This window comes from Bradyrhizobium sp. HKCCYLRH2015 (assembly GCF_051168215.1).
Taxonomy (GTDB): Bacteria; Pseudomonadota; Alphaproteobacteria; order Rhizobiales; family Xanthobacteraceae; genus Bradyrhizobium.
On record NZ_JBNPUO010000005.1, the window covers coordinates 146403 to 162645 of the forward strand.

Annotated in this window: 12 protein-coding genes; 10 read left to right on the forward strand and 2 right to left on the reverse strand. The window is 64.2% G+C overall.

The features are described 5' to 3' along the window. The first annotated feature begins 58 nt into the window (after positions 1–58). The 9 genes from ACQR1H_RS14705 to ACQR1H_RS14745 all read left to right on the forward strand — a co-directional run bounded on the left by ACQR1H_RS14705 (position 59) and on the right by ACQR1H_RS14745 (position 11759). Positions 59–1435 (forward strand): sensor histidine kinase, encoded by a 1377-nt coding sequence (locus ACQR1H_RS14705; protein ID WP_316218081.1) that lies wholly within the window; start codon positions 59–61, stop codon positions 1433–1435. A 110-nt stretch (positions 1436–1545) separates the two neighbouring features. Next, a complete protein-coding gene (locus tag ACQR1H_RS14710) occupies positions 1546–3012 on the forward strand; it encodes a hypothetical protein (RefSeq protein ID WP_315804189.1) in 1467 nt (488 codons plus the stop codon). A gap of 107 nt (positions 3013–3119) precedes the next feature. Next, entirely contained in the window at positions 3120–3389 is a 270-nt protein-coding gene (locus ACQR1H_RS14715; RefSeq protein WP_315804188.1) for a hypothetical protein, read from the forward strand. A 138-nt stretch (positions 3390–3527) separates the two neighbouring features. Then, positions 3528–4628, forward strand: a complete 1101-nt coding sequence (gene ccmI / locus ACQR1H_RS14720) for a c-type cytochrome biogenesis protein CcmI (protein ID WP_434907732.1) — start codon at positions 3528–3530, stop codon at positions 4626–4628. 31 nt (positions 4629–4659) lie between these two features. Further along, positions 4660–5214, forward strand: a complete 555-nt coding sequence (gene ccmE / locus ACQR1H_RS14725) for a cytochrome c maturation protein CcmE (RefSeq protein ID WP_434907733.1) — start codon at positions 4660–4662, stop codon at positions 5212–5214. Further along, entirely contained in the window at positions 5211–7190 is a 1980-nt protein-coding gene (locus ACQR1H_RS14730) for a heme lyase CcmF/NrfE family subunit (protein ID WP_434907734.1), read from the forward strand. The genes ccmE and ACQR1H_RS14730 overlap by 4 nt, the downstream gene beginning before the upstream one ends. Before the next feature lie 5 nt (positions 7191–7195). Continuing rightward, a complete protein-coding gene (locus tag ACQR1H_RS14735; protein ID WP_434896059.1) occupies positions 7196–7684 on the forward strand; it encodes a cytochrome c-type biogenesis protein in 489 nt (162 codons plus the stop codon). Between the two features lie 327 nt (positions 7685–8011). Beyond that, positions 8012–9355 carry a methyl-accepting chemotaxis protein gene (locus tag ACQR1H_RS14740; RefSeq protein ID WP_434907735.1) on the forward strand — a complete coding sequence of 448 codons (1344 nt, stop codon included), beginning with the start codon at positions 8012–8014 and terminating at the stop codon, positions 9353–9355. 400 nt (positions 9356–9755) lie between these two features. Next, positions 9756–11759, forward strand: a complete 2004-nt coding sequence (locus tag ACQR1H_RS14745; RefSeq protein WP_434907736.1) for a methyl-accepting chemotaxis protein — start codon at positions 9756–9758, stop codon at positions 11757–11759. A gap of 235 nt (positions 11760–11994) precedes the next feature. Here the strand turns inward: ACQR1H_RS14745 and ACQR1H_RS14750 are convergent, their stop codons facing one another. Beyond that, positions 11995–13734: a hypothetical protein gene (locus ACQR1H_RS14750; RefSeq protein WP_434907737.1), complete on the reverse strand. Its 1740-nt coding sequence runs from the start codon at positions 13732–13734 to the stop codon at positions 11995–11997. Beyond that, entirely contained in the window at positions 13721–14665 is a 945-nt protein-coding gene (locus tag ACQR1H_RS14755; protein WP_434907738.1) for an HTH domain-containing protein, read from the reverse strand. The genes ACQR1H_RS14750 and ACQR1H_RS14755 overlap by 14 nt, the downstream gene beginning before the upstream one ends. A 20-nt stretch (positions 14666–14685) precedes the next feature. Between ACQR1H_RS14755 and ACQR1H_RS14760 the strand changes: the two genes are divergently transcribed. After that, positions 14686–15393 carry a class I SAM-dependent methyltransferase gene (locus tag ACQR1H_RS14760; RefSeq protein WP_434907739.1) on the forward strand — a complete coding sequence of 236 codons (708 nt, stop codon included), beginning with the start codon at positions 14686–14688 and terminating at the stop codon, positions 15391–15393. Positions 15394–16243 lie beyond the last annotated feature (850 nt).

The following is a 16243-nucleotide window of genomic DNA, read 5'->3' on the forward strand; positions in this document are numbered from 1 at the left end:
TTTCCGGAGCCAGCCATTCGCGGTGGCCGGGCGCCGGCCGTTTCGCTAGTTTGCGGTCATGCGCCAGAGCTCACTTGCCACCCGGTTGTTCCTGTCCGCGACCGCGTGGCTCGTGGTCATTCTCGCCATCACCGGCATCGTGCTGTCCTCGGTGTATCGCAACGCGACCGAGCGCGCCTTCGATCGCCGGCTCAATCTCTATCTGCGCACCCTGATCGCTGAGGTCGCCACCCCCGACGATCCGCCGGACCGCCAATTCCAGTCATTGGGCGAGCCACTGTTCGAGCTGCCGCTGTCCGGCTGGTACTGGCAGATCACCCGTACCGACGCCGAGAAGCCGGAGGTACGGGCCTCGCGCTCGCTGTGGGACAAGAAGCTGCCCAAGCTGGAGGAGCAGGGGATCGAGCTGACGGCGGCCGGGATCCGGATCGGCTATGTCGAGGGGCCGGAGAACCAGGACCTGCGCATGGTCGAGCGCCCGGTGGATCTCGGCTCCGACGGCAAGTTCCTGGTCAGCGTCGCAGGCGATGCCTCGGAGATCTTCGACGAGACCCGCAGCTTCGACTACTACCTCGGCGGCACCTTCACCGCGCTCGGGATCGTGCTGCTGCTCACGACCATCTTCCAGGTCCGCTATGGCCTCGCGCCGCTGAAACGCATCTCCGAATCGATCGCCGACATCCGGTCCGGGCGCGCCGAGCGGCTGGAAGGGGAGTTCCCGGTGGAGATCGCGCCGCTGGCCCGCGAGACCAATGCCCTGATCGATGCCAATCGCGAGATCGTCGAGCGGGCGCGCACGCATGTCGGCAATCTCGCCCATGCCATCAAGACGCCGCTCTCGGTCATCGTGAATGAAGCGGCGACCCATGCGGCGGACCCGTTCGCCGCCAAGGTGATGGAGCAGGCGGACGTCATGCGCGACCAGGTCGCCCACCACCTCGAGCGGGCGCGGATCGCCGCGCGCGTCACCATCGTGTCCACCGTGACCGAGGTGGCGCCGGCCATCGAGGCGCTGCGCCGCACCATGGAAAAGATCTACCGCGACCGCGGCATCGTGGTTGCGGCGACCGCCGATCCCGCGGCGAGGTTTCGTGGCGAGCGCCAGGATCTGGAGGAGATGGTCGGCAATCTGGTCGACAATGCCTGCAAATGGGCGACCTCGCGAGTCTCGGTCGAGCTCACCGTGGAGCCGCCGGCCCAGTCCGGGGCCTCGCCGATGCTGCGGATCGTGGTCGATGACGATGGCCGTGGCCTCTCGGCCGCCGAGCGTGCCCAGGTGCTGCGGCGCGGCCAGCGGCTGGACGAATCCAAGCCGGGGTCGGGGCTCGGGCTGTCGATCGTCACCGATCTGGCCGCGCTCTATGGCGGCCGATTGACCCTGGGCGATGCCCCGACCGGGGGACTGCGGGCGGAGCTGAGATTGCCCGGCGTTTGACGGGGCGGCGAATTTCGCCATCCTAAAGGTGTTCTTAATACCGCGGACCGTATGGTCCGGGCAGGGGTGCGCGATGTGCGCTCTCGCCGTGGAAATTTGCACGCCGGCGCATGGGTCAGACAGCTCACGAGCGGTTAAGGGAATATCTCGGGCAGCTGCCGCCGAACGCGCAGTCGCTCCTGATGCGCGAATTCGAGCGCGCCATCGAGCGTGGCCAGGACGTCGCCGTGGCGACCCTGGTGCTCGAGCAGTTGCGCAAGGTGGTGCGGCCCGTCGCGCCGCCGGCTCCCGCTCCAACATTGGATCCCGTGCGTCCCCAACCCGCCATCGAGGTCGCTCGTCCGCCGGCCCGCGAGGAGCGCCGCCAGAGTGGCGATGGCCCGCGTCGGCTGTTCCGGCCGCTCGACCCGTTCCTCACCGATTCCACCGGTCCTCTCCGTCCCGGCCAGATCCGCCGTGCCTCGCTGTTGCCGGTCTGGCAGTGGCTCGGCCGCGAAGGCGCGCCGGAGCGCTACGCCGAATTCGAGGCCGCGATGTCGGTCGCCGGCGACAGTTCGCGCGAGGTCGAGATGGCCGCACGCAAGCTGCAGCGCGCCGCCGCCGAGGCGCTGATGAACCTCGTCGGCCCCAACGCGACCGGCGACCGCCAGCGCGCGCTCGCCCGCATCGGCGCACCCAGCGTGATCGAGGATCTGCTGCCGATCGGGCTGGTGCTGCAGAATCGCGAGGCGCTCGACGGCCTCAACGGCCGGCTGCCCGGCATCATCCGCGTGCTCGGCGATTCGCAGATTGCCTCGGTCACCGAAGCCATCAACGTGCCGTCACTGCAGACGCCCTCGATGCTGCCGTTCGCACTGTCGCTGGTGATGCAGCGGCTCGCCGCGCCCTGGCAGATCATCCGGCTCGCCACCAAGATCGCGGCATCGGACGATGAGATCCGCGTGGCGGCGACCCCGTTCGGCGTCGCCGTCACCATCGCGCTCAACGATCTCGCCGGCCTCGCCTCGGTGCTGCGCGCCGACATCCGGCGCGGTCATTTCTCCAATCTCGGCGATACGCTGAAGACGCTGCATGACGGCGTTCGCGGCCTGCGCACTGAGCTCGACCTGCGCTCGGAATCGAACTGGGGCAAGCAGCTCACCGCGATCCGCGCCGACATCTCCAATGCCCTGCAATCGGAGATCGACAGCGTGCCGGGCCGCGTCCGCCGCATCCTGCGCCAGCGCGCCGACAAGGACATTCCGGCCGGCGCCGGCGTCGACGGCGGCGAGGTCGAGGAGGTGGCGGCGCTGATCGAGTTCGTCGCGGTCTGCCGCAACTATGCCAGCGAGCTCGCGATCAACGAGGTGACGCTGCGGACCTATTCCGATCTGCAGCAATATGTCGAGAAGGCCACCGAAGCGCTGGTGCAGTCGCTGCGCTCGGGCGACGCGCGGGCGCGCGCCTATCGGCAGTCGCAGGTGTCGGCGGCGATCCGCTTCTGTCACGTCCTGTTCGGCAACGACTACGCCCAATTGATGAGCAGGGCGGCCGAGAACGCGATGAACGGCGAGCGAAAATCCTCGCGCGCCGGTTGAGATTTTCTGCTAGTCTGTCCACGTTTTGATTTTTGCAATTTCAGGTTGACCCCGCCCCGGGGCCACGCATACGTTCCCGCCAGGTTCCATCCGTTTTCATCAAGACCATGATTTCCGTCATCAACTTCGTCGAGGTCGAGAACCGCGTCGTGCGCGCGACCTATCGCAACCTCATGATCAAGGCCAAGGTCGTGCTCGTCGACAAGACGAGCGGGGCGCCACTCCCCGATCCCGTCACCACCATCGCCTCTCCGGTCCCGGTCGGGTCGCTGCGGATCAGGCTCACCGACCATGTCCGGCCGGGGACCTATTTCCTGGTGGCCCTGAACGGGCACGGCAGCTATCTCGCCAAGAGCGCCGAGTTCGAGGTCCCCTAATTACGTAATTGTCCTGAGTTTTTCGGCTCGGACGGCTGGGCTACCACGGCGGCAAATGTGAATTGCCGCCGGGAACGGTGCTGGTTAAAAGCGGCCCGAGGCGCGCCTGCCGGTAGGCGCTGACTGGAACCCTGTCCGATGACTCTCTGGTTCGTGTTCGCCGTGATGACGGCCGCGGCGATCTTCGCCGTCCTGCTGCCGCTCGGGCTGGGCGCGCGGGCCGCGTCGGACGGGCGCGAGGTCGCCGTCTACAAGGACCAGCTGGCGGAGATCGAGCGCGACGTCGAGACCGGGCTGATCGGCAAGGTCGAGGCCGAGGCGGCCCGGGTCGAGATCAGCCGCCGCCTTCTGGCCGCGGCCGACCAGGAGGACGAGGCTGCGGTGAAGCCGAGCCTCGGTCTGCGCCGCGCGTCGGCGGTGCTGGCGCTGATCGGCGTGCCGATCGTGGCGCTCGCGGTCTACCTCCCGCTCGGCTCGCCGCAACTGCCGGATTTCCCGCTCACCGCCCGCGCGGCGCCCAACGGGACGCAGCCGCTGGAAACGCTGGTGGCGCAGGTCGAGCAGCACCTGCAGAAGAACCCGACCGATGGCCGCGGCTGGACCGTGCTCGCCCCGGTGCTGGCGCGGCTCGGCCGCACCGATGACGCGATTCGGGCCTATCGCAACATGATCACCTATGCCGGCGACGGTGCGGCCAAGCGCGCCGATCTCGGCGAGATGATCACCGCGGCCGCCGGCGGCGTCGTCACCGCCGAGGCCAAGGCGGAGTTCGAGCGCGCCCATGCGCTCGAGGCCGACGAGCCGAAGTCGAACTACTATCTCGGTCTCGCCGCCGAGCAGGACGGCCGCAAGGACGAGGCGAGCGCGATCTGGCGGGCGATGCTGGGCAAGGCGCCCGCGGATGCGCCATGGCGGCCGCTGGTGACGGCGGCGCTGGCCCGCGTCGGCGGCGGCGAGGTGCCGGCGCTGCCGAGCGAGACGATCGCCGCGGCCAAGGACATGAGCGCAGGCGATCGCGAGACGATGATCCGCGGCATGGTCGACCGGCTGGCGGCGCGGCTGAAGCAGAATGGCGACGACGTCGAGGGCTGGCTGCGCCTGGTGCGCGCCTATGTCGTGATGGGCGATCTCGACAAGGCCAAGGGGGCGCTGTCGGAGGCGCGGCAGGCGGTGTCCGGCGATGCCGAGCGGTTGCGGCAGCTCAACGAGGGTGTGAAGACTTTCGGCTTGGATGGATGAGCGGCGCTTCCGCCGCCAACGGGATCAAGGGATGACACGCAAGCAGAGGCGTTTGACGATCATCGGCGGGGCGCTGTTCGTGCTCGCGGTCGCGGCCGGGCTGGTGCTGAATGCGCTGCGCGACTCCATCGTGTTCTTCTCGACACCGACCATGGTGGCGGAAAAGCATATCGGCCCGGGCAAGCGCTTCCGGCTCGGCGGCCTGGTGCAGCCGGGCTCGCTGAAGAAGGGCGACGATCTCGCCGTGACGTTCGAAGTGGCCGATGGCGGCGCCAAGCTGCCGGTCGCCTACAAGGGCATTCTGCCGGATCTGTTCCGCGAAGGGCAGGGCGTCGTCGCCGAGGGCGCGCTCGATGCCGCCGGCGTGTTCAAGGCCGACACCGTGCTCGCCAAGCATGACGAGACCTACATGCCGAAGGAAGTCGCCGATGCCCTGAAGAAGCAGGGCCATTGGAAGGACGATTACGGCAAGCCCGGCGCGGCGGCCAAGCCAGCCGGCGCAGCCACGCCAGCCGGCGTAGCCACGCCAAGCCCGGTGTCGATGCGCGAAGGCGCCGAGAAGACGGCGGCAGGAGCGACGCAGTGATTGCAGAGAGCGGACATTACGCCCTGGTGCTGGCGCTCGCGCTGGCGCTGATCCAGTCCACCGTGCCGATGCTCGGCGCGCATCAACGTGACGTCGCCCTGATGAATGTCGGCCGCTCGGCCGCGCTGGCGCAATTGCTGTTCGCCGGTCTCTCCTTCATCGCGCTGGTCACCCTGCACGTGACCTCGGATTTCTCCGTCGCCAACGTGTTCGAGAACTCGCACTCGATGAAGCCGCTGCTCTACAAGATCACGGGCGTCTGGGGCAACCACGAAGGCTCGATGCTCTTGTGGGTGTCGATCCTGGCGCTGTTCGGCGCCATGGTCGCGATGTTCGGCAACAACCTGCCGCTGTCCTTGCGCGCCCGCGTGCTCGCGGTGCAGGCCTGGGTGGCGACCGCGTTCTATCTGTTCATCCTGACCACCTCGAATCCGTTCGCCCGCCTCGCCAACCCGCCGATCGAGGGCCGCGACCTCAATCCCGTCTTGCAGGACATCGGCCTCGCGGTGCATCCGCCGATGCTCTATCTCGGCTATGTCGGCTTCTCGATCTCGTTCTCGTTCGCGATCGCGGCCCTGCTCGAAGGCCGCATCGATGCCGCCTGGGCGCGCTGGGTGCGGCCGTGGACCCTGATGGCCTGGATCTTCCTGACGCTCGGCATCGCCATGGGCTCGTACTGGGCCTATTACGAGCTCGGCTGGGGCGGCTGGTGGTTCTGGGATCCGGTCGAGAACGCCTCGCTGATGCCCTGGCTCGCCGGCACCGCGCTGCTGCATTCCGCCGTCGTCATGGAGAAGCGCAACGCGCTCAAGGTCTGGACCATCCTGCTGTCGATCCTGACCTTCTCGCTGTCTCTGCTCGGCACCTTCCTGGTCCGCTCCGGCGTCATCACCTCGGTCCATGCCTTCGCCAGCGATCCGACCCGCGGCGTGTTCATCCTCGGCATCCTCGTGCTGTTCATCGGCGGCAGCCTCACGCTGTTCGCCGGCCGCGCCACCGCGCTGAAGCAGGGCGGGCTGTTCGCGCCGATCTCGCGCGAGGGCGCGCTGGTCTTGAACAACCTGCTGCTCACCGTGTCCTGCGCCACCGTGCTGTTCGGCACGCTGTACCCGGTGATCATGGAGGCGCTCGACTTCAAGCTCTCGGTCGGCGCGCCGTTCTACAACATCACCTTCGGCCCCTTGTTCGCGCTGCTCTTGCTGATGGTGCCGTTCGGCCCGATGCTGGCGTGGAAGCGCGGCGACCTCGTCGCGGCGACGCAGCGGCTGCTCGCGGCCGGCGTCACGGCGCTGGTGGCGATCGCGATCGTCTGGGCCTGGGCGCGCGGCGGCAGCGCGCTGGCGCCTGTTGGCATCGGCCTCGGCGTGTTCGTCATCACCGGCTCGGTCGTCGATCTGGTCGAGCGCACCGGCGTGGCCCGCGTGCCGTTCAAGACCGCGCTGCACCGGACCCGCGGCCTGCCGCGCTCGGTGTGGGGCACCGCCTTCGCCCATGCCGGCCTCGGCGTCGCGCTGCTCGGCATCGTCTGCGAGACCACCTGGAACAGCGAGCTGATCTCGACCTTGCGTCCCGGCGACGTCCGCAATCTCGCCGGCTACCAGATCAAGTTCGACGGCATGAGCCAGCGCCAGGGCCCGAACTTCAGCGAGGTCGTCAGCACCTTCGTCATCAGCCAGGACGGCAGGCAGCTCAGCGTCCTGACGCCGAGCAAGCGCAGCTTCGCCACGCGCGGCATGTCGACGACGGAAGCCGCGCTGATGACCCGCGGCGTCAGCCAGCTCTACGTCTCGCTCGGCGATGCCACCGCCGACGGCGGGCTGGCCGTGCGCATCTATCACAAGCCGCTGGTGCTCTTGATCTGGTTCGGTCCGGTGCTGATGGCGTTCGGCGGCCTGCTGTCGCTGTCCGACCGGCGCCTGCGCGTCGGCGCGCCGCGGCCGGCACGTGCCGCGCGCGCGCTGCAGCCGGCGGAGTAGGGCGGATGCGACGCAGTCTCAGCCTCCTCGCGCTCGCGCTGCTGCTGTTGAGCTCGCCGGTGGCGCATGCCGTGCAGCCCGACGAGGTCATGTCGGACACCGCCAAGGAGCAGCGCGCCCGCGCGCTGTCGCGCGAGCTGCGCTGCATGGTCTGCCAGAACCAGTCGATCGACGATTCCGATGCGCCGCTGGCGCGCGACCTGCGCCTCCTGGTGCGCGAGCGGCTCGCCGCCGGTGACAGTGACAATCAGGTGCTGGATTTCCTGGTCGCGCGCTACGGCCAGTTCGTGCTGCTGAAGCCGCGCTTCGAGCGCCAGACTTTGCTGCTGTGGCTGCTGCCGCCGGTGCTGCTGCTCGGCGGCGGCCTGGCGCTGTGGTGGCAGGTGCGCCGTCGCGGGCAGCGCGGCCCGGAGGCCACGCCGAAGCTGACCGCGGAGGAGGAGGCGCGCCTCGCCGCGCTGATGGCCGCCGAGCAGCCGCCGCCGGCGACATGATGATCCGCTAACGCCACGATCCCCTGCCAGTTAGTTACTCCGTCATGTCCGGGCTTGACCCGGGCATCCATGTGGATCCCAAAGTGCCGGACGACGTGGATGGCCGGGTCAAGCCCGGCCATGACGACGGAGAGAGGCGGGCTGAAAGCGCGTGGTGCGAAGGCCGGCTGTCGCGAGTAAGAAGCGAGCGCAGCAAATGGGAACGCGCCGTGGATCCGCAAAACCCCGCGCTTTCCCGTGCTCCGCACCTACCCGCGCTTTCAGCTTATTTTACCTTTGTCTGGAAGTGTGCGTTGACATTCCGTCTGACGTACCCGGGCAAGGCCAATGTTCTCCAGCAGCAATCTGACGATCCGCTTCCTCGTGGGAGGCGTCGTCGCCTCTCTCCTCATGCTCCTGGCGATCGGCGGCGGCACCGGCTTCATCGCGGTGCTCTATCTCAACAACCAGATCACCAGCCTGTCGTCGGACTTCGCCAATCTCAGCGGTCCCGCCCGTGATCATGCGATGCTGACCTATCAGCAGGCGCAGTCGGCGTTCTCCTATTTCCTGATGGCCTGCGTCGCGATCGCCGTGTTCGCCAGCGCCGTCTGCCTGATGACCTATGCCGCCGTGCAGAACGGCATCCTGCGCCCGCTCGCCGCGATGGTCTCGGCCATGCGCGACGTCGCCGGCCAGAAATACGACACGCCCATTCCCGGCCTCGGCCTCGGCAACGAGATCGGCCAGCTCGCCGGCGCGCTCGAGGTGTTCAAGACCAACGGCATCGAGCGCCAGCGCCTCACCGCGCGCGAGCTGCAGGAGGCGCAGCGCCAGGGCGAGCGCTCGCGCTTTCTCGACGGCCGCATCCATTCCTTCAACGACCTCGTCGCATCCGTCGTCGGCAGCGTGGCATCGTCGGCCATCCGGCTGAAGAGCAATGCCGAGACCCTGTCGCGCGCCGCCAACGATACCTCGGCCAAGGCCAATGCGGTCGAGGCCGCCGCCAACCACGCCAATCGCAGCGTCCAGACCGTGGCCGGCTCGACCGAGGAGATGACGAGCTCGATCGGCACCATCAGCCGCCGCGTCTCCGACGCCACCCAGCGCGCCGAGGGCGCGGCCTCGCAGGCCGAGAAGAGCAAGAACACCATCCATTCGCTGTCGGACGCCGCCGAGAAGATCGGCGCCGTCGTCCAGCTGGTGCAGGCGATCGCCTCGCAGACCAATTTGCTGGCGCTCAACGCCACCATCGAGGCCGCCCGCGCCGGCGAAGCCGGCCGGGGCTTCTCGGTCGTCGCCTCGGAGGTGAAGAACCTCGCCAACCAGACCAGCAAGGCGACCGACGAGATTTCGGCGCATGTCGCCAGCATCCAGGGCATCACCGCCGAGACCCGCGGCGCCATCGACGGCATCTCGACCACGCTCAGCGAGATCAGCGCCATCATGTCCGGCATCGAGGTCGACACCTCGCAGCAGCGCAACGCCACCCAGGACATCTCCCGCAGCGTCCAGGAAGCCGCCCGCGGCACCCTCGACGTCTCCAACCACATCGCCCAGATCAGCTCCACCTCCGCCGAAACCGGCCGCCTCGCCACCGACGCCCGCGACGCCGCCGGCGAGCTGTCGCAACAGGCCGAGACGCTGAAGCGCGAGGTCGATGCGTTCATCGTGAGCGTGAAGGCGAGCTGAGGGCAGGCGCACCGCCCGCGAAGCCAACCGAATTCTTCCGCCGTCATTCCGGGGCATTCGCGGCACGCGAATGAGCCCGGAATCCATAACCACAAGCGGTCATGATGGCGACGAGCTGTCGCGACATCTCGCTCCAACGCTGACAGCCGTGGTTATGGATTCCGGGCTCGCGCTGTCGCGCGCCCCGGAATGACGGCGGGGATTGCCGTCGACGAGAAGCGAGACCATCGTCAGACCAACGGCTCGCCCGACGCGGCACCTCTAACCCGCTATTAGTAAACATCCCCCATCGTGCATACAGCACAGCTGTGAGTCGCCAGCCAGGCGGCCGCGGCTGCGGGGCAGGCGTGTGGCGACGTCAGTTCGCCCGCCTGCCGCTCTTGGGGGAGCGGACGAGGACATGATGAGCTTGAAGATCAGGGGGCGTCTCTACGCCGGCTTTGCGGCGCTCATCGTCGCCGGTGCTGTCATGGCAGCCGTGGCGGTGTGGAATCTGTGGGCGGTGCGCGACCAGGTCGCGAGCATGTCGGCGCTGTCGGACGCGACCGCGCGCATCCTGCAGGTCTCCAACCATCTGCAGGCGATCCAGCGCGCCAACCTGCGCTACATCCACGACGCCAACGAGCCGGCGCTCAAGGAGGCGGCCGAGCGCGAGGCGGCGGCGACCGCGCTGCTCCAGGCGGCCACCGCCGGTCCGCTGTCGGCGGAGCAGCGCAAGCTCTATGGCGATCTCACCAGCGAAATCGCGCAGATGAAGAGCCAGCGCGATGCGCTCGGCGAGGCCGTCAAGCAGGTGAAGTCCGGCCGCGCCGCGCTGCTGCCGGGCGGCGAGGACCTCGCCGCCAAGGCCGCCAAGCTGTCGATCGCGGCGCGCATCAGCAAGGAGCCGGAGGTGATGACCGCGGTCGCGGACATCGACGCCCGCCTGCAGCTCGTCCGCATCGCGACCTGGCGCTTCCTGGCGCTGCGCGACACCAAGTCGGCGTCCGCCTTCCGCGCCGGCGTCGACAATGTCGAGCAGCGGCTCGCCACGCTGGAGGGCGCGTCGCCGCCGGCGGGCGTGCTGGCCGCGATCGCGCCGGTGAAGGCCTCGCTGGCGCTCAACAAGACCGCGTTCGAGGCCACCGCCGCCGCGGCGCTGAAGTCCGAGGACATCTACGCCAACGCGATCGAGCCGCTGATCGCCAGGAGCATCGACACGCTCAAGGCCGCCGAGACCGCCGTGAATGCCGACTATCACGCCTCGCGCACATCGGCCGAGGGCGCCATCGCCAGCACGATCTCGCTGCAGACGCAGGTCGGCGCCGCCGCCATCCTGTTCGGCTGCCTCGTCGCATTCCTGATCGCGCGCAGCATCACAGGCCCGCTGGCGTCGATGACGCGGGCGATGGGACGGCTCGCGAGCGGCGACGTCGCCGTCGAGATCCCCGGCCGCGGCGCCCGCGACGAGATCGGCGCCATGGCGACGGCGATCCAGGTGTTCAAGGACAACATGGCCGAGACCGAGCGTCTGCGCGCGGAGCATGCGGACGCCGAAGCGCGGCAGGAGCAGCAGCGCCGGGACGACATGGCGAAGCTCGCCCGCCAGTTCGAGCAGGCGGTCGGCGAGATCGTCGATGCGGTGTCGCATGCCTCGAGCGAGCTCGAAGCCTCCGCCGGCACGCTCACCAGCACCGCCGCGCGCGGCCAGGACCTGTCGGCCGACGTCGCCGCCGCCTCGCAGGAGGCGTCGTCCAACGTGCAGACGGTGGCCTCCGCCGCCGAGGAGCTGTCGTCCTCGGTCAGCGAGATCTCCCGCCAGGTGCAGGAATCCGCGCGCATTGCCAGCGAAGCGGTGGCGCAGGCCAACCGCACCAATGAGCGCGTCGGTACCCTGTCGAAGGCCGCCACCCGCATCGGCGACGTGCTCGAGCTGATCTCGAGCATCGCCGGCCAGACCAATCTGCTGGCGCTCAACGCCACCATCGAGGCGGCGCGCGCGGGCGAGGCCGGCCGCGGCTTCGCGGTGGTCGCCGCCGAGGTCAAGGCGCTGGCCGAGCAGACCGCCAAGGCCACCGGCGAGATCGCCCAGCAGGTCTCCGGCATCCAGGCCGCCACCGAGGAGTCGGTCGGCTCGATCAAGGAGATCGGCAGCACCATCGGCCGCCTCTCCGAAATCTCCGCCGCCGTCTCCGCGGCGGTCGAAGAGCAGGGCGCCGCGACGCAAGAGATTTCCCGCAACGTCCAGCACGCCGCCAACGGCACCCAACGCGTGTCGCGCAACATCGACGACGTTCAGCGGGGGGCGTCGGAGACGGGGTCCGCGTCGGCTCAGGTGCTGGCGGCGGCGCGATCGCTGTCGGCGGAGAGCGGGCGATTGAAGCGCGAGGTGAGCAGGTTTTTGGGGTCGTTGCAGGCGGCGTGATGGGGTGGGGCGTTGCCCCGATCACCGATGCATAGGGCGGATTAGCGCAGCGTAATCCGCCATCCCCGGCTGAGACGAGCGGCGGCTTAAGCCTCCGGCCAAGCCGCCCAACGCACTGCCGGTCGGGCGCGCCGTCTGTTTATTCCGGATGAGCGCAGCGACATTCGGGACCACACGGGCCATAGAGACGACCCCGGATACGGCTGCGCTTGTCAGGGCTACGGCGTCCAATGCGCTATCCAACAACCAACGACTCTAAAACGAAGTCGCAAGCATTCCTAGCAGCTTGTTCTTGATAGTCCTTGTCTTTGTTCATTCCCCAGTCGCAAATTCCTTTTACCATCAGGAATTGCCTCTGCGACTCGTGACATACCGCCGAGAGTCCCCAAGCTTCCATTTCTCCAGCTACTGCTGATGGATGAATTTTGAGTAGCGTCTCTCTGAATTCAGAGTCGTCGACCAGCTTTTCTCCCGAAAGGACAGTGCCCACGTGTACATTCGCCTTCTTCCAAATTATGAGGTTGGCTCGTGCCCGACTCAGTAGTTGCGGGCTACCCTCACGTTTGGCTCCTCTATTTTCTGGCTTTTGCTTCGAGACACGTTGGCTTTCATAGTCGTATATCAGTTCAGAGACTACTACGTCACATAGATGTTGCTTTTTCTCCTTTAGTCCGAAGCAAATTCCGACGGCAATAACGAATTTCGGTTTGAGGCAGTCTATCGCGTTCTTTCCCATTATAAAGGCGCCCGATGCTCCGCCGCTCCCTGCGGAAGTGCGGACGTGGAACACGCGGCCAACATCTGATCGAAAGCGCACCAAGTACGAAAAACGTTCCTCGTTGACTACCTCCGGCGGGCTGAACCCGCGTGCATCCATTGCACTTTGCAGCACACGGTCTTCTAGGTCTGTTGCCGTCACAAGGAGATATTGTCCTTGCCATGAGAGAGCATCAGGCATTGTCAGTCCTCCCGCTACTTTTTTTCCCAATTCTTCCGAAGCTCGATAAATCTCGGCGGCAGCGCTAACGGGCTCGGCATTTTCGTCTAACGCCCGGATCCGTAGCTCGCGTAGATCAGCAATGATTCCTGCCGAGTGAGGCGTTCTTTCATTAATTGAATATTTGAGTATCGATAGAAGGCGATCTTTAGCTCGAACAAACTCAGAAAAGTTATTATTGAGTCGGAACGTTAGAAAGCGACGAAATCCGTCACTCGTATTGTCAAATAACAATCTTCTAAGATTTAGTTTTTCCAGCAAGCTCAACAGGGCGTTGAAGTCGAGAAATGGAAAAGAGCGGGTGTCTTCAAATTGTGAGAGTCCCGGGAATCCCGTAGGTGTAAATCCCTCGAAGACGTCGATGTAGATGTCGGTAAACTGTGAGGGGAGGAGCTTGGATAATAGAGAATCGGCGGCGACACCAATGCTTGGTATCCGGCGAAAGAACGCCGGCGTCAGCGCGCCGTCCTCGGAAGATACAAATTTTCGAATCCTTGTTGCTGCCTTGAGGAGTATTCGCTTTTCTTCAAGCGACAATCGGTTTTCAAACTTTGGTGCTTCGTCCTTGTACAGTGTTGAGAATGTTTTTCTCAGTATTGATGTTGTGGATGGGTCACCGACATCCGTCGTTGGAAAGCCCCTGAAATCTGGTAGGTTGTTTTCGAAGTACATTGGATATGAAAGCTTGTCCCATTCGTACATTCGTCTGCGGGCATCTAAGAAATCAGATAGAATTCGATGCCGAGATAAAGCTACAAAGAGCTGATGCTCTACCAATTCTCGGATCTCTTGAATTAGGAGTGGTGCATCGTGAAAACACTCCACGACTTGCGCGTGACCAGCATATAACGGCCTTGTAGTAGAAAGGACGTTCGCGCGCAGAAAAGTGCTGTGAAATTCCGCTTTAATTGGAAGGCCGAGAAATTTGAATATTTCCCGATTGATCTGAAAGCAATATACGGGCTTATCGATACGCATTTAATAGCCGATCAAGGTGGCGGAAAATATACTCAAAGAATATTCGTGACCAGACTTCGAAATGAGCCAGATCGTTTGGGAGGGCTCTCAACGATTTCCAATGAAGATTTCGGATCTCTAGCTCGCCTTTTGTGAGATTGTCTGGGGTTTTGCATCGCACAATCATTGCGACCGCGAGATGCTTTTGTCCCTCTCGCGTAGTGTTGTCGTTTATCAATCCGACTACTTGCGGGCCTTGCCCGAGCACGTCGCGCTCGTTTAAGTTTAGTTCTTCGCCGAGTTCTCGCCAAGCATTAGAAAGTATTCCGTTACGGTCTTCACTGAAAAGATTCAGGTCCTGTGCATCGACATGGCCGCCGAATCCGATGCTCTTTCTTCCGATTAATTCTGTGCCAGTTGCTGAGTATAGCCCTCTTTCGTAGCAGAGTACGCTCTCGTCGCGTATGATCGCGACATAGGTCACAATCTGCTTTAGAGTAAAATCTTTTTCTGCCTGCTTCCTTGCGACATGCAGCAAGTCGGGATTTTCAGCAATTATTCGCTCGTACATTTCCACAGAGAAGAAGCCGTCAAGAGAGTCGATTGGGAGTTCTCCGCGCCTAATACAAAGAACATCTTCGTTTAATATCTCCTTTCTTCGTATTGTCGCCCTGTACTCCTTTGCAAACTGCCGTTGATAGTCGAGGTTTATCAAGTTCGATCTCAGTCCAAACTTTCCAGCAGCAAATCTGTAGAAAGGTGACTTTAATCCGTCGCTCCGAATCGATTCTGCGAGGCGAGCGTGTATCGTCTTATGGGGCGTCTTGGCGTTTGCGTACCTTTTAGGGATCATTCCGGCCTTTTGGGCCGCATCGAAGATCTCCTTGGGAGACATCGGCTTCTGCGATAGCTCCAAGATCTTACGTGCCAGTTCTGTATAGAAATTCGCCATGTGAAACTGAAAGACGACTAATGACTGATCCGAAAGCCGAACTTCTGTGGAGACAATTTGCAGAAGCAAGGATGAAGGAAGGTAATCTCAATGACCATCTGGATTTGCCTTGCGTTTTGGCGGAAGTGCCAGTCGGGTTGGGCTTGAAAGCGCTAGATCTTGGGTGCGGCCTTGGGCAGTCCTCATTTATGCTGGCGGAGAAGCTAGGCTATGACGTGGTCGCCGTTGACGCTAGTGTTGAGATGCTTGCCCAAGCACGCAAATTGTATTCTGGAAGCAAAATCTCGTGGATGGAATCCACTTTTGAAGCGCTATCTGTGGCTCCGGATTCCGTAGATCTGATTGTGGCGTGTCTAAGTTTTCATTTCGTTGAGAATTTAGAAGGCTTGCTCGAACGATGCTTTAGTTGGCTCCGCCGTGGAGGTTTGCTGGTATTTTCAGTGCGTCATCCAATTAGAACGTCTAATCCCGCTGGATTGGAGGGCGATGTTATTTGGCGAGTGAAGGACTATTTCTTAGAGGGACCAAGGGAGTTCGAGTGGCTTGGAGTTCCTTGCCGAAACTATCACAGAACGATGGGAAGCTATATGCGGATGCTGCTCAGAGCAGGGTTCAACATAAATAATCTTGTTGAGCCAAGCGATGATTCCAGCTTGTCAAAGTTGTCGGCGGAAGGAAGATCTGTTCCCTTTTTCCTGACGATCTCGTGTCGGAAGCCAAGCCCCTAATCAAGTGCCGCAAAGGTCAGTTTGCCATAGCGCTGTTATGTCGAGCTGGCCAGCCACCGGAATTTCTTGTCCGTCGCCCAAATAACCCGGACTTGCGAAAGTCAGACGAAGAATTCCGAAAAACAAAAATCCTCTTGCTTCCACCCCCAAATCACCCTTATGCTCCACCCGTTCCGTTCCACCGAGGGGGCGTATCGCGATCGTCACGGACGTCGGGATGGAATGCGATGGATGCGGGCTGCCGCAGCGGGGCTTTGGCCTCGCCGACGAAACGGCGGACTGCGGACGTGAAATCGTGTGGTCCTGGCCTCCCGGTGCTGAGGCCAAGCCGGTGGTGATGATCCGCCGGCGACGGGGTCAATGAGCCGGTCCCCGGGGAGATCACGTATAAGCGTTAACACCATCGCACAGGGAGGGCCGGGCGTGTTCGGCCAGACCTGTGGTACCTGCCGCCTGCATTTTTTGACGCAGGCGGGCCACGGGCGCGGCCAGCGCCCGGCCTTCCCTGTGCCCTCTACGTGAGGGTGCGAGTTTGAAGGGCATAGCTCGGGCGCGGGATGCGTCGCGAGGATGTGGAGGCTCGACGCGCGGTTCGTTTTCTCCACATGCTGTTTGTTCGTGTGGATCAGGATAGTTGCTCCGGCGTCATTGCGAGCGCACCGGACGGGTTGGGGCGGATGAGCGAAAGCGTCATCCGCCGGGGCTGGCTCCAGTGTGGGCGGATGTGCGGCGGCTGGATCGGGGGCTGTGGGAAAGGCGGCGGGTTACGCCTGCGGCTAACCCGCCCTACGGGGGTTACGACTTTGGTCGGACCGGCCGAAATGATGGCCGTCGCGGGGCGGCCGGGGCG

Coding starts and splice junctions, on each gene's coding strand:
- ACQR1H_RS14735 (WP_434896059.1), top strand. CDS start 7,196: ATGCGACGCAGTCTCAGCCTCCTCGCGCTCGCGCTGCTGCTGTTGAGC.
- ACQR1H_RS14705 (WP_316218081.1), top strand. CDS start 59: ATGCGCCAGAGCTCACTTGCCACCCGGTTGTTCCTGTCCGCGACCGCG.
- ACQR1H_RS14760 (WP_434907739.1), top strand. CDS start 14,686: ATGACTGATCCGAAAGCCGAACTTCTGTGGAGACAATTTGCAGAAGCA.
- ccmE (WP_434907733.1), top strand. CDS start 4,660: ATGACACGCAAGCAGAGGCGTTTGACGATCATCGGCGGGGCGCTGTTC.
- ACQR1H_RS14740 (WP_434907735.1), top strand. CDS start 8,012: ATGTTCTCCAGCAGCAATCTGACGATCCGCTTCCTCGTGGGAGGCGTC.
- ACQR1H_RS14715 (WP_315804188.1), top strand. CDS start 3,120: ATGATTTCCGTCATCAACTTCGTCGAGGTCGAGAACCGCGTCGTGCGC.
- ccmI (WP_434907732.1), top strand. CDS start 3,528: ATGACTCTCTGGTTCGTGTTCGCCGTGATGACGGCCGCGGCGATCTTC.
- ACQR1H_RS14710 (WP_315804189.1), top strand. CDS start 1,546: ATGGGTCAGACAGCTCACGAGCGGTTAAGGGAATATCTCGGGCAGCTG.
- ACQR1H_RS14750 (WP_434907737.1), bottom strand. CDS start 13,734: ATGCGTATCGATAAGCCCGTATATTGCTTTCAGATCAATCGGGAAATA.
- ACQR1H_RS14745 (WP_434907736.1), top strand. CDS start 9,756: ATGATGAGCTTGAAGATCAGGGGGCGTCTCTACGCCGGCTTTGCGGCG.
- ACQR1H_RS14755 (WP_434907738.1), bottom strand. CDS start 14,665: ATGGCGAATTTCTATACAGAACTGGCACGTAAGATCTTGGAGCTATCG.